Annotated in this window: 20 protein-coding genes; 8 read left to right on the top strand and 12 right to left on the bottom strand. The window is 70.0% G+C overall.

All coding sequences use genetic code 11. From position 1 onward, the window contains the following. Positions 1-46 precede the first annotated feature (46 nt). Positions 47-1,489 carry an MFS transporter gene (locus tag FXO23_RS02030; RefSeq protein ID WP_158879931.1) on the top strand — a complete coding sequence of 481 codons (1,443 nt, stop codon included), beginning with the start codon at positions 47-49 and terminating at the stop codon, positions 1,487-1,489. Between the two features lie 240 nt (positions 1,490-1,729). Here FXO23_RS02030 and FXO23_RS02025 read toward each other — a convergent pair whose 3' ends face one another. Continuing rightward, positions 1,730-2,785 (bottom strand): LysR family transcriptional regulator, encoded by a 1,056-nt coding sequence (locus tag FXO23_RS02025; RefSeq protein WP_246256824.1) that lies wholly within the window; start codon positions 2,783-2,785, stop codon positions 1,730-1,732. Positions 2,786-2,962: 177 nt separating this feature from the next. Here FXO23_RS02025 and FXO23_RS02020 point away from each other — a divergent pair, with 177 nt between their 5' ends. Continuing rightward, on the top strand, positions 2,963-3,517 hold the full coding sequence (locus tag FXO23_RS02020; RefSeq protein WP_246256821.1) for a hypothetical protein: 555 nt from the start codon (positions 2,963-2,965) through the stop codon (positions 3,515-3,517). On the opposite strand, the gene FXO23_RS02015 is transcribed toward FXO23_RS02020, so the two are convergent. Then, positions 3,514-5,685 carry a molybdopterin oxidoreductase family protein gene (locus tag FXO23_RS02015; protein WP_158879929.1) on the bottom strand — a complete coding sequence of 724 codons (2,172 nt, stop codon included), beginning with the start codon at positions 5,683-5,685 and terminating at the stop codon, positions 3,514-3,516. The genes FXO23_RS02020 and FXO23_RS02015 overlap by 4 nt on opposite strands. A 188-nt stretch (positions 5,686-5,873) precedes the next feature. Between FXO23_RS02015 and FXO23_RS02010 the strand changes: the two genes are divergently transcribed. The 4 genes from FXO23_RS02010 to FXO23_RS01995 are packed head-to-tail and all read left to right on the top strand — an operon-like array spanning position 5,874 to position 7,810. Then, positions 5,874-6,065 carry a hypothetical protein gene (locus FXO23_RS02010; protein WP_179956650.1) on the top strand — a complete coding sequence of 64 codons (192 nt, stop codon included), beginning with the start codon at positions 5,874-5,876 and terminating at the stop codon, positions 6,063-6,065. Further along, a complete protein-coding gene (locus FXO23_RS02005) occupies positions 6,062-6,586 on the top strand; it encodes an RNA polymerase sigma factor (protein ID WP_158879926.1) in 525 nt (174 codons plus the stop codon). Before FXO23_RS02010 ends, FXO23_RS02005 begins: the two co-directional genes overlap by 4 nt. After that, entirely contained in the window at positions 6,579-7,457 is an 879-nt protein-coding gene (locus FXO23_RS02000; protein ID WP_158879923.1) for a VOC family protein, read from the top strand. Before FXO23_RS02005 ends, FXO23_RS02000 begins: the two co-directional genes overlap by 8 nt. Next, entirely contained in the window at positions 7,454-7,810 is a 357-nt protein-coding gene (locus FXO23_RS01995; RefSeq protein ID WP_158880127.1) for an ester cyclase, read from the top strand. The genes FXO23_RS02000 and FXO23_RS01995 overlap by 4 nt, the downstream gene beginning before the upstream one ends. 138 nt (positions 7,811-7,948) lie before the next feature. On the opposite strand, the gene FXO23_RS01990 is transcribed toward FXO23_RS01995, so the two are convergent. Both FXO23_RS01990 and FXO23_RS01985 read right to left on the bottom strand, forming a co-directional pair. After that, positions 7,949-9,733 (bottom strand): gamma-glutamyltransferase family protein, encoded by a 1,785-nt coding sequence (locus tag FXO23_RS01990; protein ID WP_158879920.1) that lies wholly within the window; start codon positions 9,731-9,733, stop codon positions 7,949-7,951. A gap of 42 nt (positions 9,734-9,775) precedes the next feature. Continuing rightward, the gene (locus tag FXO23_RS01985) at positions 9,776-11,077 is read right to left on the bottom strand and encodes a UDP-glucose dehydrogenase family protein (RefSeq protein WP_179956649.1); all 1,302 of its coding nucleotides are present in this window, start codon (positions 11,075-11,077) and stop codon (positions 9,776-9,778) included. 161 nt (positions 11,078-11,238) lie between these two features. Here FXO23_RS01985 and FXO23_RS01980 point away from each other — a divergent pair, with 161 nt between their 5' ends. Beyond that, complete coding sequence (locus tag FXO23_RS01980) at positions 11,239-11,997, top strand: SDR family NAD(P)-dependent oxidoreductase (RefSeq protein WP_158879918.1); 759 nt, start codon at positions 11,239-11,241, stop codon at positions 11,995-11,997. A gap of 105 nt (positions 11,998-12,102) precedes the next feature. On the opposite strand, the gene FXO23_RS01975 is transcribed toward FXO23_RS01980, so the two are convergent. Beyond that, positions 12,103-13,743 carry a TM0106 family RecB-like putative nuclease gene (locus FXO23_RS01975; RefSeq protein WP_158879916.1) on the bottom strand — a complete coding sequence of 547 codons (1,641 nt, stop codon included), beginning with the start codon at positions 13,741-13,743 and terminating at the stop codon, positions 12,103-12,105. A gap of 123 nt (positions 13,744-13,866) precedes the next feature. Between FXO23_RS01975 and FXO23_RS01970 the strand changes: the two genes are divergently transcribed. Beyond that, positions 13,867-14,334 carry a DUF6474 family protein gene (locus FXO23_RS01970; RefSeq protein ID WP_158879913.1) on the top strand — a complete coding sequence of 156 codons (468 nt, stop codon included), beginning with the start codon at positions 13,867-13,869 and terminating at the stop codon, positions 14,332-14,334. On the opposite strand, the gene FXO23_RS01965 is transcribed toward FXO23_RS01970, so the two are convergent. Genes FXO23_RS01965 through FXO23_RS01935 form a run of 7 tightly spaced genes read right to left on the bottom strand, consistent with a single transcriptional unit; the run spans position 14,331 to position 21,612 of the window. Beyond that, complete coding sequence (locus tag FXO23_RS01965) at positions 14,331-15,305, bottom strand: glycine betaine ABC transporter substrate-binding protein (RefSeq protein ID WP_158879910.1); 975 nt, start codon at positions 15,303-15,305, stop codon at positions 14,331-14,333. The two genes, FXO23_RS01970 and FXO23_RS01965, sit on opposite strands and share 4 nt — an antisense overlap. 3 nt (positions 15,306-15,308) lie before the next feature. Then, positions 15,309-16,286: a glycine betaine ABC transporter substrate-binding protein gene (locus FXO23_RS01960; RefSeq protein WP_425484826.1), complete on the bottom strand. Its 978-nt coding sequence runs from the start codon at positions 16,284-16,286 to the stop codon at positions 15,309-15,311. A 3-nt stretch (positions 16,287-16,289) separates the two neighbouring features. Then, positions 16,290-17,273 (bottom strand): glycine betaine ABC transporter substrate-binding protein, encoded by a 984-nt coding sequence (locus tag FXO23_RS01955; RefSeq protein ID WP_158879908.1) that lies wholly within the window; start codon positions 17,271-17,273, stop codon positions 16,290-16,292. Beyond that, on the bottom strand, positions 17,270-18,046 hold the full coding sequence (locus FXO23_RS01950) for an ABC transporter permease (protein ID WP_158879905.1): 777 nt from the start codon (positions 18,044-18,046) through the stop codon (positions 17,270-17,272). Before FXO23_RS01950 ends, FXO23_RS01955 begins: the two co-directional genes overlap by 4 nt. Continuing rightward, positions 18,043-19,230 carry a betaine/proline/choline family ABC transporter ATP-binding protein gene (locus tag FXO23_RS01945; RefSeq protein WP_158879902.1) on the bottom strand — a complete coding sequence of 396 codons (1,188 nt, stop codon included), beginning with the start codon at positions 19,228-19,230 and terminating at the stop codon, positions 18,043-18,045. Before FXO23_RS01945 ends, FXO23_RS01950 begins: the two co-directional genes overlap by 4 nt. Beyond that, on the bottom strand, positions 19,223-19,870 hold the full coding sequence (locus FXO23_RS01940) for an ABC transporter permease (RefSeq protein ID WP_158879900.1): 648 nt from the start codon (positions 19,868-19,870) through the stop codon (positions 19,223-19,225). The genes FXO23_RS01945 and FXO23_RS01940 overlap by 8 nt, the downstream gene beginning before the upstream one ends. After that, the gene (locus FXO23_RS01935; protein WP_158879897.1) at positions 19,867-21,612 is read right to left on the bottom strand and encodes a BCCT family transporter; all 1,746 of its coding nucleotides are present in this window, start codon (positions 21,610-21,612) and stop codon (positions 19,867-19,869) included. Before FXO23_RS01935 ends, FXO23_RS01940 begins: the two co-directional genes overlap by 4 nt. Between the last annotated feature and the right edge of the window lie 283 nt (positions 21,613-21,895).

Raw genomic sequence — 21,895 nt, 5'->3', positions numbered from 1 at the left:
AACAGGCTCCTGGTACCAGTTTCGGAACGGCCCCAACCTGGTACCCATGACAACCCAGACCTTGCTCGAGCCGACCACCCGTGCGGCCGGGCGACCCCTCGGGCCGGGACTGACCTCCGCCGGACTGATCACCGTGCTGCTGGGGGCGGCCCTGCCACTGATCGACTTCTTCATCGTCAACGTCGCGCTGCCGACGATCAACGCCGACCTGAACGCCTCGACCGCGACCCTGGAACTGGTGGTCGCCGGGTACGGGATCGCGTATGCGCTGCTGCTCGTGGTGGGCGGCCGCCTGGGCGACGCGTTCGGGCGGCGCCGGCTGTTCATGATCGGCCTGACCGCGTTCACGGTGAGTTCGCTGGCGTGCGGGCTCGCGCCGGACGCGCTGACCCTGGTGCTGGCCCGCGCGGCGCAGGGGGCGTCCGCGGCGATGATGCTGCCGCAGGTGCTGTCGATCATCCAGGCCACGACCGAGGGCGAGCGCCGCTCGAAGGCACTCGGCCTGTACGGCGCGACCGGCGGGATCTCCACGGTCATCGGCCAGCTGCTCGGCGGGGTGCTCGTCGCGGCCGACATCGCCGGGACGAGCTGGCGGCCGATCTTCCTGGTGAACGTCCCGATCGGCCTGATCGGCCTGCTGCTCGCCAAGCGGACGCTGCCGGAGACCCGTTCGGCCAACCCGATGGGCGTGGACCGCTGGGGCACCGTGCTGCTCGGCGTCACGCTGCTGACCCTGCTCATCCCGCTGATGGAAGGCCGCGCGCTCGGCTGGCCGGTGTGGGCCTGGCTGCTGCTGGCCGCGTCCCCGTTCGCGGCGGCCGGTTTCCTCGCCGTCGAGCGGCGGCTGGAACGGGCCGGTGGCGTGCCGCTGCTGCCGCCGTCGATCATGCGGATGCCGAGCATGCGGCGCGGGCTCGCGGTGGGCGTCCCGTTCTTCACCGGGTTCGGCGGGTTCATGTTCGTCTACGCGGTGACGCTGCAGGACGGCCTGCACCTCGGGCCGATGGGTTCCGGCCTGGCGCTGACCCCGATGGCGATCGGGTTCTTCGGCACCTCACTGGTGAGCAGCCGCCTGGTGGCCCGGTTCGGGCAGAAGGTCGTGGTGGCCGGCGCCGGTTTGCAGGCGATCGGGATCCTGTCGCTGATCGGGGCGACCTTGCTGTCCTGGCCGGAGGTGAACGCGCTCGACCTCGCGCCCGGGATGCTCCTCTGCGGCATCGGGCAGGGGATGGCGATGACCACGCTGTTCCGGATCGTGCTGTCCCGCGTTCCGGCCGAGCGGGCGGGGGTGGGCAGCGGGGTGCTGACCACGACCCAGCAGACCTCGCTCGCGCTGGGCGTGGCGACCCTGGGCAGCCTGTTCGCCTCGCTCAGCCACCCGGACCTGCTGGGCATGCGCGACGCGTTCGTCCTGGTGATGGCCGTGCAGGCGGCGGGCGCGCTCCTGGTGCTGCTGCTCGCCCGCGCCCTCCCCGACCCGCGCGTCTGACCCCCTTCGCGGGGAACGCCGGGGGGCACTTTCTCCCCAAGTGCCCCCCGGCGAGCGCCCCCCGCACTCAGCCGGCAAAGTGCGGCCCCGCCCCCGCGGAACCCGATCTCCACCGGCCAAGCACCTTCCTCCGGCCCGCGCAAGACCGCACTCTGTCGGCAAAGTGCGACCCCCAGTTGGCGCACTTTGCCGACTTCGCGCGGATTCCGGGCGGGAGCGACGAGCGAGCCGGGCAGCCCGCTACTTCCACCAGTTGTTCTTCCACTCGGCGTTCTGGGCGGCGAGGGCGCGCCACAGCAGCGTGAGCGGGTGCTCCGAATCGTGAGCGGTGCTCTCGCCTTGCCGCGTGAACGCGCCGACCAGCACCTCGAGCTTCGGCCCGATGTCGTTGATCAGCTCGATCTTGCGCAACCCCTCGCCGTCGGGCAGCCGCCCGTCGCTCGCCGCCTGCCCGACGCCGCTGGTGACCAGCATGCAGCCGCGCAGCAGCCCGGACCGCAGCAGCTCGAACCCGTAGTGCACCGCGTCGATCTCGGCCGCGATGTCCAGCTTGTTCCGGTAGTCCGCGCCGAACCAGCCCTGCAGGAACCCGGTGATCAACCCGCTCGCCGGCACCACGAGCGGCAGCGAGCGCAGTTCGCTGGCTCCCGCGGACGGCCCGGGCAGCTGATCCTCGGGCAGGTTCGTCAGCACGGACAGCCCGCCGCGCCGCCACTCCATCACGTCGAACGCCTCGAGCCGCTCGTCCTCGGCCGTCACCACGCTGCCGCAGACCACGTCGACCTGCTTGGACAGCAACGAATCCAGCAGATCCCGGGTCCGCACGTGCACCACCTTGAGCTCGATCCCCCGCCGCTCGAACTCCCCGGCGACCCGTTCCCCCGCGCTCGCCAGGTACCCGAGTGTGAATCGCGTGGTGCCGACGGTGAGCGTTTCCCCGAGGTGGCGGCGGCATTCGTGGATTCCGTCCAGCCAGCCGCTCAACGTGTCCCGTGCCATCTCGACGAGCGCTTCTCCGGTCCCGGTGAACAGCACGTCTTTTCCGCGTCCCTGTTTGCGGACCAACGGTTCGCCGCAGAGTTCGCGGAAGTTGCGGTTGAGGGTGTCGAGCTGTTTCTGGATGCTCGACTGCTCCCGCCCCAGCAGGCGCGCGGCGCCCAGCGCGGTCCCGGCTTCCCGGACCGCGATCAGCGTCCTGAGCTGGTCCATCGTGGTGTCCAGCAGGGCTTGGGGGCTCTGCAGCAATCGACTTCTCCGGTTCACGGCTGGCAGTCGCAACGGCCCGGGTTCGGTCATAGCGCAAGAGTGTATCCCCGGCGAAACTAATCTCGGATGCAGTAAAAGTAATCTCGAAATCATTTCCGGATTCGCTGTCACCAGCATTCCACTCGTGGCACACTTTCGCAGCCCGAATGGTCGTTGCCGTTCCGCACGACCGGATTCGTCCCCACCTTCGCAAGGAGAAATACGCTCGTGACGTATGCACAAGCCGCTCCCATCGCGCCCCCAGCGCCGCCCTCGCGGCCGCCGACGGTGCTGGCCCTGGTCGGCACCGCGGTGGCGGCGGCGCTGGCCGCGGTCGTCGGCGCGGTCCTGGTTTTCGCCGGTGGCCGGGACCTGGCCACCACCAACCTGAACGAGGCCATGGACAAGCTCCTGCCGGACATGGGCCTGCCCGAAGGCATGAGCACCGAGGACGTCAAGGGCCTGTCCGGCCTGCTCTGGGACGCCGCGATCGACGAACGGATGGCCACCCTGGTCGCCCGCGCGGGCTTCGCGCTGTTCTTCGCGGCCTGGCTGCTGATCTTCGGGCTGTGCGCGCTCAAGGCGGCCACCTGGGCGCGGGTGCTCATCACGGTCGGCGCGGTGCTCGCGCTGCTGCCGCACCTGCTGATCATCAGCGACTACTCGCCCGCGTCGGTCTCGGCGACGAGCTGGGCGGCGATGGCGCTCGGCCTGATCGCGCTGGTGCTGTGCTGGCTGCCCCCGAACAACCGGTACGCCAAGGCCCGGAAGGTCCGCTACTAGGCGCGTTCGGCGGCAGAGGGGGACGTGAGTGCCGCGGGCGCGGGGGAGCCGTCCGCGGCACTCACGACGCCGACCCGCACCGGCAGCCCGGAAACCGCGCTGGTGCCGGTCAGTTCGTCGATGAAGTGCTCGTCGGTGACGTCGTTGACGCTCACCCCGGCGTGCTCGCTCGCCACCCGCAGCCGCACGCCCGGGCGGTGGTGACCCCAGCCGTGCGGCAGGCTCACCACCCCCGGCATGATCGAGTCGGTGACCTCGACCGGCACCTCGATTTCCCCCGCACGGGAGGAAAGCGTGGTGGTGTCGCCATCGGCGAGGCCCCGGCGCGCGGCGTCTTCGGGGTGAATCAGCAGGGTGCAGCGCGGTTTGCCCTTGACCAGCCGCGGGCTGTTGTGCATCCAGGAATTGTTGCTGCGCAACTGGCGTCGCCCGATGAGCAGGAGTTCGTCGGCGGGCTGCCGTTCGAGGCGGGCCCGCAGGCGCGGCAGATCGTCGAGGTAGAGCCGCGGCGCGAGGTCGATCTTCTTGGCCCGGCCGGGCAACCGGCGTTCCAGCGGGCCGAGGTCCACCCCGTGCGGCTGTTTCTTCAAGCGCGCCAAGGACAACGAACCGCGGAGTTTCCGGAGGCCGTGCGGTCCGGCGCGTAGGCCGAGTTCCAGCAGTGCCTCCGGGCCGAGGCGACGCGCGAGCGCCCGGACCGCGGATCCGCCGCCCAGCACGCGGGTGGCCAGTTCCAGGCAGATTTCCCAGTCGTGGCGCTGATCCGGGGCGCGCGGGAAGATCGCCGGAGAGTACTTCGCGGTGTTGCGGACGGAGAAGTTCGCCAGCGCCAGTTCGTAATGCGACCGTTCCAAGTGGACGGTCGGCGGCAGGATGACGTCCGCGTGCCGGGTGGTCTCGTTGAGGTACGGGTCGATGCTCACCATGAAGTCGAGCCCGGCCAGCGCCCGGTCGAGCCGCGCGCCGTTCGGGGTGGACAGCACCGGGTTCCCGGCCGAGGTGATCAGCGCGCGGATGCGCCCCTCACCCGGGGTGTCGATTTCCTCGGCCAGCACGGAAACCGGCAGTTCACCGCTGAACTCGGGCAGCCCGCGCACCCGGCTGCGGTACCGCCCGAACGAGCCCAGCTGCCCGGCCGCCGCGGCCAGCGGTACCGCGTCGATGGCGGGCGAGGTGAACATCGCGCCCCCGGGTTCGTCCAGATGCCCGGTCAACGCGTTGACCACCAGCACCAGCCACGCCGCCAGCCCGCCGAACTCCTGGGTGCAGATCCCTACTCGCCCGTAGAGCACTGCTCTCGAAGTTGACGCCAGCTCTCGCGCGAGAGCGCGGACCCACTCCGGATCCAGGCCGGTGGCCGCCGCGGTGACCTCCGGCGCGAACCCGTCGGCGACCACCCGCAGCGTGCCGAGCCCCCGCACATGCGGCGCGAGCCGCCCCAGGCGCACCAATCGTTCCTCGAACAACACGTGCATCACCGACAACAGGAACGCCGCGTCGGTCCCCGGCCGGATAGAGCAGTGCTCCGAAGCAAGAGCAGCGCTCTCGGTTCGCCGCGGGTCGACCACCACGACCCGGCCGCCGCGGTCCCGGATCGCCTTGAGCCGGACCCGGATGTTCGGCGCGGTCATGATGCTGCCGTTGGACACCGCGGGATTGCCGCCGAGGCAGATGAACAGGTCGGTGCGGTCGACGTCGGGCACCGGCATGAGGAACTGGTTGCCGAAGACCTGCAGCGCGGCGAGCATGTGCGGGAGCTGGTCGATCGAGGTCGCCGAATACTCGTTCCGGGTGCCGAGCGACCGGAAGAACGGCAGGCCGAAGGTGAGCAGCCCGAGGTTGTGCGCGCTCGGGTTCCCGATGTACACGGCGAGCGCGTCCTTGCCGTACTGGCGGCGGACGTCCTTCAGCCCGGCGGCGACCAGTTCGAACGCCGCGTCCCAGCTCGTCTCGAACCAGTCGTCCCCGGCCCGGACCATCGGATGCCGCAGGCGGTCCGGATCGTGGTGCACGTCGGCGAGCGCGGTCGCCTTGGGGCAGATGTAGCCGCGGGAGAAGGGGTCCTGGTCGTCGCCGCGGATGTCCAGTACGCGATCGCCTTCGACGGTCACCGCGATCCCGCAGGTCGCCTCGCACAGGGTGCAGCTGTGGAAGTGCGTCGTCGGCATGGCCACCTCCTACTCCCGAGTCAATCACACCCGTCCAGATCACTTCACCGACGAAGTCGTCCCCCCGCCCCCAGCGGGTGCTGGGGCATCAACATGTCCGGAATCCGCCAGCACGCGGGCTCGTCGAAGTCGCCGACGACATGGGGTTCTGCTTCGAGCACCGGCGGGCGCACCGGGAGGCGTGGCTGGTGCGGTACACGACCGCCTGCGCGCAGGATTACCTCGATCGGGTGGCAGCGCGGGCTGGAACCTGGCTGGTCAGCGTGTACCGGCTGCTCGGCGGCGAGCGGCGGCATTTGGTCACCGTCCGGATGAAGCGCGAAAAACTTGGCGATTCGCCCGTCGGAAAGTCGAGTCCCCGGACGACGATGCAGGTGTGACGGATCCACGGGTACGACCGGACCCGGCCTTCGCGCTGCTCGATCTGTACGAGTCGGCGCTGCCGGAGGTGTACGGGTACCTGCTGTCCCGGTGCGGGGACCGGACGCTCGCCGAGGAACTGACTTCGGAAACGTTCCTCGGGGCGGTGCGGACGTGTCGCGCGCCCGGTGCGCCGCCGGTGAGCACCGGCTGGCTGATCGGGATCGCGCGGCACAAGCTGGTCGACCACTGGCGGCGGCGGGAACGGGAAGAGCGGGGGCTGCGGCTGGTGCACGACACCGAGCCGGAGCACACCGACCCGTGGGATTCCGAACTCGACGCGATCGTGGCGCACGAAGTGCTCGCTTCGCTCGGCGCGCACCACCGGGCGGCGCTGACCCTGCGGTACCTGGACGGCCTGGGCGTGCGCGAGGTCGCCGAACACCTGGACCGGACCGTGCACGCGACCGAAGCCCTGCTGGTGCGGGCGAAGGCCGCGTTCCGGCGGGCCTACGACGAGAAGGAGGGCCGGGATGACTGATCCGTTCGACGCCCTCCGCGAACCCGTGCGCGCGGTGGCTCCCGATCCCGATTTCGCGGCGACGCTGCGGGACGAGTTGCGGCGCGCGATCCTTCCTGGAGGCGAAATGACCACCACCGAATCTCCCGCGCGAGCCGAACTCCGCTCGCTCACCCCCTATCTCGCCGTGTCGGACGCGCGGCGGGCCCTCGACTTCTACGTCGAGGTGTTCGGGGCGCGGCGGCGAGCGGATCCGATCGTCATGGACGACGGCCGGATCGGGCACGCCGAACTGGCGATCGGCGACAGCGTGCTCATGCTGGCCGAGGAGTTCCCGGAAATCGGCCACGTCGCCGCCCCCTCCGGCGGCGCGAGCCTGCGCGTTGAAGTGTCCGATGTGGACGCCGCCGTTTCGGCGGCGGTCTCGCTCGGTGCCGAACTCGTCGAACCGGCCCGCGATGAGGGGCACGGTCGCAACGCGTCCATCCGGGACCCGTTCGGCCAGCGCTGGCTGGTCGCCCAAGCCCCCGCGCGCACCGCGACCGGGGAAACCGCCCCCCGGCACGGCGAAGCCGGGTACTTCACCTTCCAGGTGCCCGATGCCGAAGCGGCGAAGGCGTTCTACGGCGCGGTGCTGGGCTGGCAGTTCTCGCCGGGCCGGGTGGAAGGCGGCTGGGGTGTCGAAGGCAGCGGGCTGCCCGGTGGTTTGTGGGGCGGCCCGGGTCGGCAGGTCGGCTGGAAACTGATGTACGCGGTCGACGACCTCGACGCCGCCGTGGCCCGGGTGCGCGCCGCGGGCGGCCAGGCCGCCGAACCGACCCGCGAGTCCTACGGGCTCAGCGCCGAATGTGTGGACAACCAAGGAATCGAGTTCTGGCTGTGGCAGGCATGAAGTACGAACGCTGGCTGAACGACCTGTGGAACGGTGACCTGGCTTCGCTGGAGGAAATCGCGCGCGAGGTGGTGTCCCCGGACTTCGTCGGCAACTGGCCGGGCCGCCCCGGCTTCGCCCTTGGCCCGGACTCCCTCGCCGCGATCATCCGCCAGGGCCGGGAGATGTTCGACGACCTGACCTTCTCGATCGCCGTCGGCCCGATCGCCTCGGGCGACCTGATCGCCGCCCGCTGGGTCGGCCGCGGCCACCTCTCCGGCACCCCGGCCGAATTCCACGGCCACGACCTCCTGCGCCACGCCGACGGCCGCTTCACCGAGTACTGGGTCATCGCCGAAGACCCCACCGGATAGCGAACTCACCTCCCCGAGTGTGTAGTTCGCGTACCCGAACGTTGAATTCGCGTACGCGAGTGTGTAGTTCGCTTGCCTGAGTGTTGAACTCGGCTACCGGAACGGGGAACTCGCGCGACCGGAACGGGGGACTCGCGGTTAGCGGCCGGTGGCGTAGCCCTGCATGCCTCGGGGGTTGGCGGCGGCGCGGAGGAGGCCGGTGGCCGGGTCGCGGGAGACCGCGGAGAGGCGGCCCAGGGCCCAGGGGCCCGCGTCGACGATTTCGTGGCCGCGGTCGCGGAGGTCGGTCAGGGTGGCCTCGCCTAGGCGGGATTCGACGATGAGTTCGCGCGGGGCCCAGGAGCGGGGGTAGAAGGAACTCGGGAACGCGGTGGTGTGCCAGGCGGGGGCGTCGATCGCGGCTTGCAGGTTCAGGCCGCCGAGGACGTGCGCGAGCCAGAAGCACAGCTGCCACTGGTCCTGCTGGTCGCCGCCGGGGGTGCCGAAGGCGAGCACCGGTTCGCCGTCGCGCAGGGCCATCGACGGGGACAGGGTGATCCGCGGGCGTTTGCCGGGGGCCAGGGAGTTCGGCAAGCCCTGTTCCAGCCAGAACATCTGGGCCCGGGAATCCAGGCAGAAGCCCAGTTCCGGGATGGCCGGGCTGGACTGCAACCAACCCCCCGAAGGCGTCGCCGACACGATGTTCCCCGCCGCGTCCACCACGTCCAGATGAACCGTGTCGCCGCGCGCGGTTCCGGTCGGGCCGATCGTCGGCTCCCCGATCGCGCCCACGCCCGCCGGAATCCCGCGCAGATCCTCCAGAATCGCGGGCATCCGGGGTTCCCGGCCGTCCGGGGCGCCGGGACGGAGAGCACCGCTTGCGGTTTGGGACACCCGCTCTCGGCGGAGAGCGATGTACTCCTTCGAGAGCAGTGCTCTCAACGGCACGTCGGGGCTGTCGCCGAACCAGGCTTCGCGGTCGGCGAAGGCGAGTTTGGTGCACTCGGCGGCCAGGTGGACGGTCCGCGCGGTCGGCACACCATCCACATAGGACAGTTCGTCGCGGAAACCGTCGAGGAGCAGGAGCTGCTGGGCCAGCGCCGGGCCCTGGGTCCACGCGCCGCATTTCACCAGGCTCCAGTCGCCGAAGTCGGTGATCAGCGGATCCTCGTAGCTCGCCCGCCACTTCGCGAGATCGTCGCCGGTGAGCAGGCCCGCGTGGTCGCGGCCGGAGTCGTCGCGGAACGCGCGCCGGGAGAACGCGTCGATCGCCTCCGCGACGAAACCCTGCGACCACGCGCGGCGGGCGGCGTCGATCTGCGCCTCGCGGCCGGTCGCCGACTCGGCCTCGGCGAGCAGGCGCTGCCAGGTCCGGGCCAGCGCCGGATTGCGGTGCAAGGTTCCCGGGACCGGTGGTTTGCCGTTCACCAGCCACAGTTCCGCCGAGGTCGGCCAGTGCTCGGCGAACAGCGCGGACACCAGCCCGATCGTGGTGGTCACCAGCGTGACCAGCGGAACCCCTTGGCTCGCATAGGAAATCGCGTAGCTCAGCACATCGCGCAGGCTTTTCGTGCCGTAGTCGCGCAGGAGCAGCAGCCAGCCGTCCCAGGCGCCGGGCACGGTCGCCGGGAGCAGCCCGCTGCCCGGGATCAGGTCCAGCCCGAGGTCCGCGAAATGCTCCGGGGTGGCCGCCGCCGGTACGACCCCCTGCCCGCACAACACCTTCGGCGTTCGGTCACCCGCGGTCGCGAAGATCGCCGGGACCTGGCCGGCGGGGCCGCACATGTGCGGTTCGGCGACCTGGAGCACGAACCCCGCCGCGACCGCCGCGTCGAACGCGTTCCCGCCGTCCTCCAGCACCGCCATCCCGGCCGCCGAAGCCAGCCAGTGCGTGGACGCGACCATGCCGTGGGTGCCGATGAGTTCCGGCCTCGTCGTGAACACACCTCGACGATACGGCCAAAACTTCGCAACCCCAACTAACGATCAGGCGCTGACCCGGGCCCGGGGACGCGGGCGGCCGACGCCCTGCCAGGACAGGCCCGCGTCCAGGACCGGGTGCGGGTCGAGGAGGTTGCGGGTGTCCACCACCGCGTCGCCCTCCATCAGCTCGGACACGTACGTCCAGTCCAGCCGCCGGAACTCGTCCCATTCGGTGAGCACCACGACCGCGTCCGCGCCCTTGGTCACCTGGTACGGGTCGTCCACCACGGTCATCCCGGGGATCTCGCCGCCGACCGCCGGGTCGTAGGCGGTCAGTTCGGCGCCCAGCGCGGCCAGCACCGAGGCCACCGAGAGCGCCGGGGAGTCGCGCAGATCGTTCGTCCCCGCCTTGAACGCCAGGCCCAGCAGCCCGATCCGCGCGCCTTCCAGCGCGCCGCCGACCGCGCCCGCGATCTTCGCGACGATCCGGTCGCGCTGCGCCACGTTCTCGTCGATGGCGGCGGTCAGCAGGCCGAAGTCGAACCGCACCGATTCGGCGATCCGCACCAGCGCGTGCGTGTCCTTCGGCAGGCACGAACCGCCCCAGCCGGGCCCGGGCTTGAGGAACGACCGGCCGATGCGCCGGTCGTGGCCCATCCCCTCGGTCACCGCCTCGATGTCCGCGCCGAGCCGCTCGCACAGTTCGGCGATCGAGTTCACGTACGACAGTTTCATCGCCAGGAAGCAGTTGGCCGCGTACTTCACCAGCTCGGCGCTGGCGGCGTCGGTGACCACGCTCGGCGCGGCGAGGTCCCGGTACAGCTCGGCCACCCATTCGGCGGCCGCCGCGTCGTCCGAGCCGACCACGATCCGGTCCGGGCCGAGGAAGTCGGCGACCGCGGTGCCCTCGCGCAGGAACTCCGGGTTCGAGACCACCGGGATGTCGTCGCGGCCGAGCAGGTCGCGGATCCGCCGCGCGGTGCCCACCGGGACGGTCGACTTGGTGATCAGCGCGCAGCCCGCCGGGAGCACGTCGCCGATCTCGTTGGTCACGGCCTCGACCGCGCGCAGATCGGCCGCGCCACCCGCGCCCATCGGGGTCGGCACGCACAGGAACACGCCCTGGGCGTCGCGAACGGCGTCCCGCCCGCCGACCACGAACGACAACCGGCCCGCGGTGAGCCCGCGCCCGACCAGTTCGGCGAGCCCCGGTTCGAGGATGTCCACCCGGCCCGCCGACAGCCGCGCCACCTTCGCGTGATCCACGTCGACGCAGGTGACCTGGTGCCCGAGGCTGGCCAGGCAGGCGCCGGTGGTCAGCCCCACGTATCCGGTACCCATGACGACGATCCGAGCTGCGCTCATATCCGAAAGGTCGCAGCCGGAGTTGACCTCCTCACTAACGGAAACCGACACCGCCGAATACTCCTCGCGACGGGTGAGGAGCCTTACCCTCCCGGCCGAGCGCGAACGAACGTTAACCTGTGGCCAGTTCGACGCAGGTCAACGAAGACACGGGAGAAAGAATGCAGATCACCGACACCGCGGCCGTAGTCACCGGTGGGGCGTCCGGCCTGGGTGGGGCGACGGCGAAGGCGCTGGCCGCCAAGGGCGCGAAGGTGTTCGCCCTCGACCTGGCCGCCTCGATCGAGAAGGCCGAGCAGGTCGACGGCGTGACCTACGTCGAGGCGGACGTGACCAACAGCGAGCAGGTCCAGGCCGCCGTGGACCAGGCCGCCGCCTCCGGCTCGCCGCTGCGGATCGTGGTCAACTGCGCCGGGGTCGGCTGGGCGGGCCGGATCATCTCGAAGCACGGACCGCACGACCTCGAGCTGTTCCGCAAGGTCCTCGAGGTGAACCTCCTCGGCACCTTCAACGTCATGCGCCTGGCCGCCGAGGCGATCTCGAAGACCGACGCGCTCACCGACGACGCCCGCGGCGTGGTGATCAACACCGCCTCGGTCGCCGCGTTCGACGGGCAGATCGGGCAGATCGCCTACTCCGCGTCGAAGGGCGGGGTGGCCGGGATGACCCTGCCCGCCGCGCGTGACCTGGCGAAGCACGGCATCCGCGTGATGACCATCGCGCCGGGGATCATCGACACCCCGATGCTCGCCGGGGTCTCCGAGGAGTTCCGGGCCGGGCTCGCCGCCGGGGTGCCGTTCCCGCAGCGCCTCGGGCGGCCGGACGAGTACGCCCAGCTCGCGGTGAACATCGTGGAGCACGACTACCTCAACGGCGAGGTCATCCGCCTGGACGGCTCCCTGCGCATGGCCCCCCGCTGACCGGGCGCCGGGCTTCCATGAGGGGACCCCTCCGGACAAAATTCGTCAGGAGGGGTCCCCTCATGACACCGGGTGTTAGAAGGGGTCCCCTCATGACAGTGGGGGTCAGAGGTCGCCCATGAAGGGGACTTCGAGCATGGCGCGGTCGGTCATCCAGGTGCGGAGGGCGTGGGTGGCCAGGACGTCGTCCTCGTTGTAGGTGAGGATGCGTTGCCGCTGCGCGGGATCCGGGGCCTCGCCGTCCATGCCGACGGCCGCGCGGTACCAGCGCATCGACGCTTCACCGCCCGCTTCGGGGTCGCGCCACTGGAAACCGGCGACCGGGGCGACCACCTTCAACCCCTTGCCGTGCGAGCAGAGGAACTGGTCGGCGACGCTGCGGAAGAGGTCGACCCATTCGTCGGAATCCACGAAGGACTGGATTTCGGCGCGCGCGGGGACGCCCTCGGCGCCCGCGAAGCGTTCGACCGAGCCGAAGAGCCAGCGGTTCTCGGCCATGGCGTTGTAGCAGTAGGCGCGGAAGGTGAGCCCCGCGGCGGCGGTGCGGGCGCGGACCTCGGAGAGGAACGCCCAGAACTCGGCGAAGGAGCGGCCTTCGTCCGGGGTGGGCAGCGGTTCCCAGGTGGCGAACGCGCGGTAGCCGGGCTCCAGGCCGATGTCGGCGCCGGTGAGCAGGCAGCCCCACAGGTAGGCGCCGGAGTCGCCGAAGCTCTCCATGTCGACGTCGACTTCCACGTCCGCGCGCGGGACCTCGACCCGGTCGACCTTGCGGACGACCGAGAGATCCGCCAGCCAGGCGCGGGCGAGGGCGATCGCGTCGGCGAACACCTCGGCGGGCCAGGCGGCGACCGGCGGTTCGTCGGACGGGCTGAGCGCCGCCAGTTTGTCCACTGTGGAAACGCCCGCTTTGCGCAGTTCCATCGCGTCTTCGCCGCGGACCACCAGGCTCACGTCCCGGACGCTGGTCAGTTCCGCCTCGCAGGTCGGCCACCACGGGCAGCGGCGGCATTCCAGGATCCGCGACGGCTCGGCGAGCGCCGCCCGCCCGGCCTCGGCCGCCTGCGCGATCGCCAGCCGGTCGGCGAAGCGGCTGTCGTACTCGGCCAGCGCGGTGCGCCCGCCCGGCCAGGTCGGCGCGTCCAGATCGAGCCACACCACGACATCGGCGTCCAGGCCGATCACGCCGCCGAGCGCGCGTTCGGGTTCGGCGTGGCCGAGGGTCTGCAGCATGCGCCGCAGGTGGGCCAGGCGGAGCTGGTCGCGCGGTTGCGAGCGGACGCGGCGCGCCGGATCGGGGCGGACGTTCGCCGGGTCGAGATCGGTGAGTTCGGTGGTCGGGGCGCCTTCGCCGCGGTCGGTGATCCGGTGCCGCACCACCAGCACCGGCACGTATCCGGTGGCGGTGCGCACCAGCAGCTCGGCCCCGCCGCGCCGGTGGCCCTCCCGGTCGACCGGCAGCAGCGCGCCCCAGATGTACGCGGCGCCGGAGGCCAGGGCCTGTTCGGTCATCCGCGACCGATCGGCCGAAGGCAGCTCGCGCGGGACGGTCACCCAGCCGTCGCCGGTCGCCTGCACCAGCCGGTTCCGGATCTCCGCCCGATGCGCGGCGGCATCGGCTATCCGCTGCTCAGCGGCCGGATCCGGCGGGGAAAGCGGCACACCGAGCATGACCGGGTCGTGCTCGAGATGCACGCGTCGCCGGCAGCGGCTGACCGCCCCGGCATCCAGTAGCACCTCGTTACCCACAGTCCCCACCTTAGAAGGCCACCCCGACAGTGCCATCCGTCATGTGGTTGGACCCCCGGCCGACGTGCCCGCGGATGCGCGGACCAGTAAGTTCGACGCCGACGGCAGCAACCGGAGGTGGTCATGGCGCGCAAGAAGGCCGCGGAGGGCAGCAAGCAGAGCAGGCTGACCCCGAAGAACGCCCGCAACGCGGTCGGCGTGGCCAAGATCATCGGCCCGGCCGTGCTGCCGGTGCTCGCGCCGCTCGCGGTCCGCGCGGCCGGGGTCGCGCGCGAGGCGTACGACCGCTACCAGGCCCGCAGGATCGGCGTGCCGGTCGAACGGCTCAGCGAGTTCACCGGGCGCGGCGCCGCGCTGCGGGCCCGGATCGCCGGGCTGGCCGACGGGCTCGCCGATCTGCGCGCCGCGCAGCGGGCCACGGCCGACGACCGGAAGTTCGCCGACGACACCCAGGGCACGCTCGAGCAGCTCGCCGCCAGCGTGCGCGCCGCGGAACGGATGCCCGCCGCGCGCCGCAAGGCCGCCCACCGCGCGGTCGCCGGGGAATTGGACCGGCTGGAAGGGCAGTTGCTGCAGCGGCTCGGTGTCTAGCTGGTCTTGATGAATCCCTTGGCCACCATCCAGTCGCGGGCCACGTCGCCCGCGTCCCGGCCGTCGATGTCGACCTGCTTGCCCAGTTCGATCATCTGCTTGTTGTCGATGGCCTTCGCCACCGGTTCCAGCACCCGGCGCAGTTCGGGATGCGCCCGCAGGTAGTCGTTCCGCAACGTCACCGAGGCGTTGTACTGCGGGAAGAACTTCCGGTCGTCGTCGAGGACGCGGAGGTTGAGCCCGGCGATCCGGCCGTCGGTGGTGGAGGTCTCCCCGAACGGGCAGCTCCCGCTCGCGATCAGCGAATAGATCGTGCCGATGCCGAACAGTTTGGTCTCCCGGACCGGAATCCCGTAGACGTTCCGCACGCCCGGGAAGCCGTCGGCACGGCTGGAGAACTCGGTTTCCACGCAGAACACCCCCTGTTCCGGATGTTGCCGCACGAAGTTCGTCATATCGGTGACCGTGCGCAGGTTGTGCCGGGCCGCGAAGGCCTCGGCGGCGGCGAACGCGTAGGTGTTGTTGATCGGCGAGAAATCCAGCCAGGTGACGGAGTTCTGCTGCTCGTCCGCCTTCTTCACCGCCTCGAACTGCGCGCGCTCGTCCGGGATCGGATCGGTGTTGCCCTGGTAGCTGATCCACGCCGTGCCGGTGTACTCCCAGTAGAGATCGATCTGCCCGCCGACGAGCGCCTGCCGCGCGCTGTTGGAGCCGGTGATGTTGGTCAGGTCGACGACGTTCGCGCCCGCCGCGGACAACGCCATTTCCGCCATGTACCCGAGCAGGATGTTCTCGGTGAAGTCCTTCGACCCCACGGTCACCGAAAGCCCCCGCAACTCCGGCACCGGCTGAATGGACCCCGGCAACACCTGGAACGGCAGCGCCGCGTTCACATCCAGCCCGCACCCGGTCGCGGCCAGCAGGCACGCGCCGGTGAGCAGGGCGAGCGCCTTCTTCCGTACCGATCGCACCGATCAGCCCCCAGAGGTTTTGATGAATCCCTTCGACACCATCCAGTCGCGGGCCACGTCGCCCGGGTCCCGGCCGTCGATGTCGACCTGCTTGCCCAGTTCGATCATCTGCCGGTTGTCGATGGCCTTCGCCACCGGTTCCAGCACCTGCCGCAATCGCGGGTGCGCCCGGAGGAATTCGGTGCGCATGGTCACCGAGGCGTTGTACTGCGGGAAGAACTTCTTGTCGTCCGCGAGCACCTTGAGGTTCAGCCCGGCGATCCGGCCGTCGGTGGTGAAGATCTCCCTGAACTGGCAGGCCCCGTTCGCGATCGACGAATAAATCGTGCCGGTCCCGAACGACTTGATGTTCGTCGCCGGGAAGCCATACGTCTTCTGCACGCCCGGGAAACCGTCCGCCCGGCTGGCGAACTCCGTTTCCACGCAGAACACCGCCTGGTCCGGATGTTCCTTGAGGAAGTTCGTCATATCCGTGGTCGTGTTCAGGTTGTGCTGCCGCGCATACGCTTCGGTGGTGGCGAAGGCATAAGTGTTGTTGAGCGGTGAGAAATCCAGCCAGGTGATGCCGTTCTGCTGCTCGTCCGCCTTCTTCACCGCCTCGAACTGCGCGCGCTCGTCCGGAATCGGATCGGTGTTGCCCTGGTAACTGATCCACCCGGTTCCGGTGTACTCCCAGGAAATGTCGATCTGCCCGCCCAGCAACGCCTGCCGCGCGCTGTTCGAACCCTTGATGTCGGTCAGATCGGTGACCTCCGCGCCCGCCGCCGACAACGCCATTTCGGCGAGATAGCCGAGCAGGATCTGTTCGGTGAAGTCCTTCGACCCCACGGTCACCGAAAGCCCCCGCAACTCCGGCACCGGCTGAATGGACCCCGGCAACACCTTGAACGGCAGCGCCGCGTTCACATCCAGCCCGCACCCGGTCGCGGCCAGCAGGCACAGGCCGGTGGCCAGCGCGGTCAGCTTCTGCACCAGGCGCACGGATCAGCCCGCGCTCGCGCCGGATTCGATGAAGCCCTTCGACACCATCCAGTCCCGGGCCACGTCACCGGGATCCCGGCCGTCCACGTCGACCTGCTTGCACAGCTCGATCATCTGCTGGTTGTCCAGCGCCTTGGACACCGGCGTCAGCACCTGCTCGATCTCCGGATGCCGCGCCAGGTAGTCCTTGCGGACCGTCGGCGCCGCGTTGTACTGCGGGAAGAACTTCTTGTCGTCGGCCATGACCTTGAGCTTGAGCCCGGCGATCCGGCCGTCGGTGGTGAAGATCTCCCCGAACTGGCAGGCCCCGTTCGCGATCGACGAATAAATCGTGCCGATGCCGAACGACTTGATGTTCGTCGACGGGAACCCGTACGCCTTCTGCACGCCCGGGAAACCGTCCGCCCGGCTGGCGAACTCGGTCTCCAGGCAGAACACCCCCTGGTCCGGATGCTGCTTCAGGAAGTTCGTCATATCCGTCGTGGTGTTCAGGTTGTGCCGCGCCGCGTAGGCCTCGGTCGTGGCGAACGCGTAGGTGTTGTTCACCGGCGAATAGGGCAGCCAGGTGATCCCGAACTGCTGCTCGTCGGCCGCCTTCGTGGCGTCGTACTGCTTCTGCTCGTCCGGGATCGGATCGGTGTTGCCCTGGTAGCTGATCCAGCCGGTGCCGGTGTACTCCCAGTACAGGTCGATCTGCCCGCCGACCAGCGCCTGCCGCGCGCTGTTCGAACCCTTGATGTCGGTCAGGTCGGTGATGTTCGCGCCCGCCGCGGACAACGCCAGTTCCGCCATGTACCCGAGCAGGATGTTCTCGGTGAAGTCCTTCGACCCGACCGTCACGTCCAGGCCCTCCAGGCCCGGCGTCGGCCGGATCGAGCCGGGCAGCACCTTGAACGGCAGCGACGCGTTCACCTCGAGGCCACAACCGGACAACGGCAAGCACAGCAGCGCGGCGGCGAACGCCGCCTTCAGCCTCCGCGCCCTCATGTCAGTCCCCTCGGACCGAACACCTCTTCCAGCACCGCGCCCAGCCAGTCGATCAGCAGCGCGAGCCCGACCGCGAGCACCGCGCCGGTGATCAGCACCGGGACGCGGTTGAGCTTGTAGCCGGTGTCGATCAGCTCACCGAGGCCGCCGCCGTTGACGAAGAACGCCAGCGTCGCGGTGCCGACCGCGAGGACCAGCGAGGTGCGCAGGCCCGCCAGGATCAGCGGCACGGCCAGCGGCAGCTCGATGCGGAACAGCACGCCGGAGGAGGACATCCCGATCCCGCGCCCGGCGTCGGTGAGCGCCGGGTCGACCGAGTCGATGCCGACGATCGTGTTGCGCAGCACCGGAAGCAGCGAATAGAACGCGATCGGCAGGGCCGCGCACCAGAAGCCCTCCCATTCGGTCCACAGGAAGAACAACACGATCATGCCCAGCGCGGGCGCCGCTTGGCCGATGTTCGCGATCGCCACGAACACCGGCGCCACCGGCCGGGCCCAGGTGCGGGTGAGCACCACGCCCAGCGGCACGGCGACCGCCACCACGATCGCGGCCACCGCGACGGTCAGCAGCAGATGCTGCCAGGTGCTGGTCAGCAGGGTGGCGAAGTTGAGGCTCTTCGCCTCGATCTTGTCGTTGTCCCGGGTGAGCGCCCACAGCAGCACCGCCGCGAGGATGACCACCACGACCGCCGGCTGCGCGAACAGCCGGACCCGGTCGGCGCGCTTCGAACCGGACTCGGTCGAGAAGCCCTGCGTGTCGACGGCGGTCATGACCGCGCGCCCTCGGCGTTGTCGGCGTGTTCCTCGCGCAGCCGCCGGATCGTGTCCATCACGGTGTCCAGCTCGATCGTGCCCACGTACTCGCCGCGCGCACCGGTGACCGGCACCCCGCCGCCCTCGGCGAGCATCGCCTCCAGCGCGTCCTGCAGGGTGGACTGCAGGCTCACCACGTCACCCAGCGGTTTGCCCGCGGTGCGCAGCGAGGCCGCGGTGCCGAGGTCGCGCACGTGCACCCAGCGGATCGGGCGCTTGCGCTCGTCGAGCACCAGGGCGAACTGCTTGCGCCCGTTGACCATCTTCTCCCGGACGGTCGACGGCGACTGGTCGAGCGTGACCGTCAGCGGGGCGTCGGTCAGCTCGACGTCCCGCACCCGCAGCAGGGTCAGCTGCTTCAGCGAGGCGCCCGCGCCGACGAACCCGGCGACCGTGTCGTTGGCCGGGTTGGCCAGGATCGCGTCCGGGGTGTCGTACTGCAGGATCGACGACTGGTTGCCGAGCACCGCGATCTTGTCGCCGAGCTTCACGGCCTCGTCGAAGTCGTGCGTGACGAACACGATCGTCTTGCGCAGCTCGGCCTGCAGACGCAGCAGTTCGTCCTGCAGGTTGCCGCGGGTGATCGGGTCCACCGCGCCGAACGGCTCGTCCATCAGCAGCACCGGCGGATCGGCGGCCAGCGCGCGGGCCACCCCGACGCGCTGCTGCTGCCCGCCGGAGAGCTGGCGCGGGTACCGCTGGGCGAAGTCCTTCGGGTCCAGCCCGACCAGGTCCATCATCTCCTGGACGCGGTCGTCGACCTTCTTCTTGTCCCAGCCGAGCAGGCCGGGCACCACGCCGATGTTCTGCGCCACGGTGAAGTGCGGGAACAGCCCGGCCTGCTGGATCGCGTAGCCGATCTTGCGGCGCAGGGTGTCCGCGTTGAGCGAGAGGGCGTCCTCACCACCGATGGTGATCTTGCCGGAGGTCGGCTCGATCAGGCGGTTGATCATCCGCATGGTCGTGGTCTTGCCGCAGCCGGACGGCCCGACCAGGATCACGATCTTGCCCGCGGGAATGGTCATGTTCACGTCGTTGACGGCCGGCTCCCGGGATCCGGCGTACCGCTTGGTCACGTGCTCCAGCTGGATCTCGACCCCGGAGACGCCACCGTTTTCTGTGGTGGAAGCAGTTTCAGCCACGGATACCCCTTGAGACGGTGAAGCGGGCGATGAGGAAGTAGACGCCCTCGAGGAGCAGGGCGAGGATGACGACCCCGAGCGTTCCGGCGAGCGCCTGGTTGGTCGCGTTGGCGCTGCCCGCGCGGGTCAGCCCGGAGAACACCTCCGGCCCGAGGCCGGGCCCCTTGGCGTACGCGGCGATCACCGCGATGCCCATCAGCATCTGGGTGGCGATCCGCATCCCGGCGAGGATCGCGGGCCACGCCAGCCGCAGCTCGACCCGGGTCAGCACGCCGAGGCGGCTCATCCCGATGCCCTTCGCCGCGTCGCTCACCGCCGGATCGACCCCGCCCAGCCCGACGATCGTGTTGCGCACGATCGGCAGCAGCGCGTACAGCACGAGCGCGACGATCGCGGGTTTCGCGCCCAGCCCGAACACCGGGATCAGCAGGCCGATCAGGGCGAACGAGGGGATGGTGAGGATCGTGCTGGCGAGCGCGGTGGCCACCGCGGAGCCGATCGGGCTGCGGTACACCGCGATCCCGACCAGCACCCCGATGACCGCGGCGATGATCGTGCACTGCACGACCTCGCTCACATGCAGCAGCGCCTGCAGGGACAGCTTGTCCCAGCGGTCGGCCACATAGTCGAAGAGATTCATGACCGACGGCCCCGGGCGAGCCGTCGCCGCGGCTTGCCATCGGAGTTCGTGCGTTCGGCGTGGATCTCCTCGAGGGCCTTCATCATTTCGTCCTCCCGTTGCACCAGGGGATCGTGGCGCAGATCGCGCCACAACGAGACGCAGAGGCCGATCATCACGACGACGAACGGCACGGCGACCAGGATGGTGAGGTTCTGCAGGCCCTTCAGCCCGTCGTTCCCGCCGACCATCAGCATCACCGCGGCCACCGCGCCCATCAGCACGCCCCAGAAGATGACCACGTTGCGGGTCGGGTGCACCGAGCCGCGCTGGGAAAGCGTGCCCATCACCACCGACGCGGCGTCCGCGCCGGAGACGAAGAAGATCGACACCAGCAGCATCACCAGGATCGCGATCGGCACGAACCACGGCAGGGTCTGCAGCAACGTGAAGGTGGCGGCCTCCTCACCGCCCGCGCCCGCGATGTCGGTGCCGTGCAGCTGCCGGTCGATCGCGGCGCCGCCGAAGATCGCGAACCAGATCAGGCTCACCACGCTGGGCACCGCGATCACGCCGATGATGAACTGGCGGATGGTGCGGCCGCGGGAGATCCGCGCGATGAACATGCCGACGAACGGGGTCCACGAGATCCACCACGCCCAGTAGAAGACCGTCCAGCCGGACAGCCAGGTCTGCATCTGCTCGCCGCCGGTCATCCCGGTGCGCCCGGACATCTCGGCGAGCTGGCGGAAGTAGTCGCCGATCGCGCCGGGCACCAGGTTCAGGATGAGCACGGTCGGCCCGACCACCAGCACGAACACCGCGAGCACCGCGGCCAGCACCATGTTGATGTTGGACAGCCACTGGATGCCCTTGGCCACCCCGGACACCGCGGAGGCGATGAACGCCACGGTGAGGATCGCGATGATCGCGACCAGCAGGCCGGTGCCCGGGCTGTCGATCCAGCCGACCGACGCCATCCCGCCGCCGACCTGCAGCGCGCCCAGGCCGAGCGACGCGGCCGAGCCGAACAGGGTGGCGAAGATCGCCATCACGTCGATGGCCTTGCCCAGCGGCCCCTCGCTGCGGCGCTTGCCGAACAGCGGCGCGAACACCGAGCTGATCAGCTGGCTGCGGCCCTTGCGGAAGGTGCTGTAGGCGATCGCGAGCCCGACGACCGCGTAGATCGCCCACGGGTGCACGGTCCAGTGGAACAGCGTGGTCGCCATCGCGGTGTGCACGGCCTCGTCCGAGTTCGCCGCGGCGGTGCCGGGCGGCGGGCTGGCCAGGTGCGACACCGGTTCGTAGACGCCGAAGAACATCAGCCCGATGCCCATCCCGGCGCTGAACATCATCGCGACCCAGGACGAGGTGCGGAACTCCGGTTTCTCCCGGTCCTGCCCCAGCGGGATGCGGCCGTACCGGCTGATCGCCAGGCAGACGGCGAACAGCACGAACCCGCTCGCGGTGAGCACGAACGCCCAGCCGCCGTACGGGATGACGGCCTTGTTCAACAGGGTCTTCGCCACCGAGGCCAGGCTGGACGGGGACGCGATGCCCCACGCGATGATGATCACCGCGACGACCGCGGCGATCCCGAAGACCGTGCGGTCGGTGCGCGCCGGTTGTTCCGCGGCCAGCTCGATCGGGACGTGTTCCTCGGGGGTGTGCCCCGCGCCGGTGGTGTCCGGCGCCTGAGCGCGACCGCCACCGTCGACGATCGTTTCCTCCGTTGGCCTGGCGTCCTCTGAGTCCGTAGCCATGCGTACGCGCCGGGCGATCGGCGCGACCTCCCTTCGACTGGTTAACCCATTCGGTGCAGCAGCCTAGCCCCAGGGGTCTGGACCAGTCGGCCAAAGACGCGGACCCCCAAGGCCGTCAATGGTGGGCTCACAGTTCCCCATCACCTGGGAAACGGCAACCTGCACACCACGGTCTTTCACCGTGCGTTGCCTGATCAGGCACGCTCTGATCAGGGAAAATAACCATTTCTCATTAATTTCCCCACGATCGTTCTCACGTTGTGCTCACCACGCGGGAGGCCGT

It is taken from the genome of Amycolatopsis anabasis (assembly GCF_009765355.1).
Classification (GTDB): Bacteria; Actinomycetota; Actinomycetes; order Mycobacteriales; family Pseudonocardiaceae; genus Amycolatopsis; species Amycolatopsis anabasis.
The sequence above is the reverse complement of the archived record's forward strand: the minus strand, read 5'-3'. Positions and strand labels throughout refer to the sequence as shown.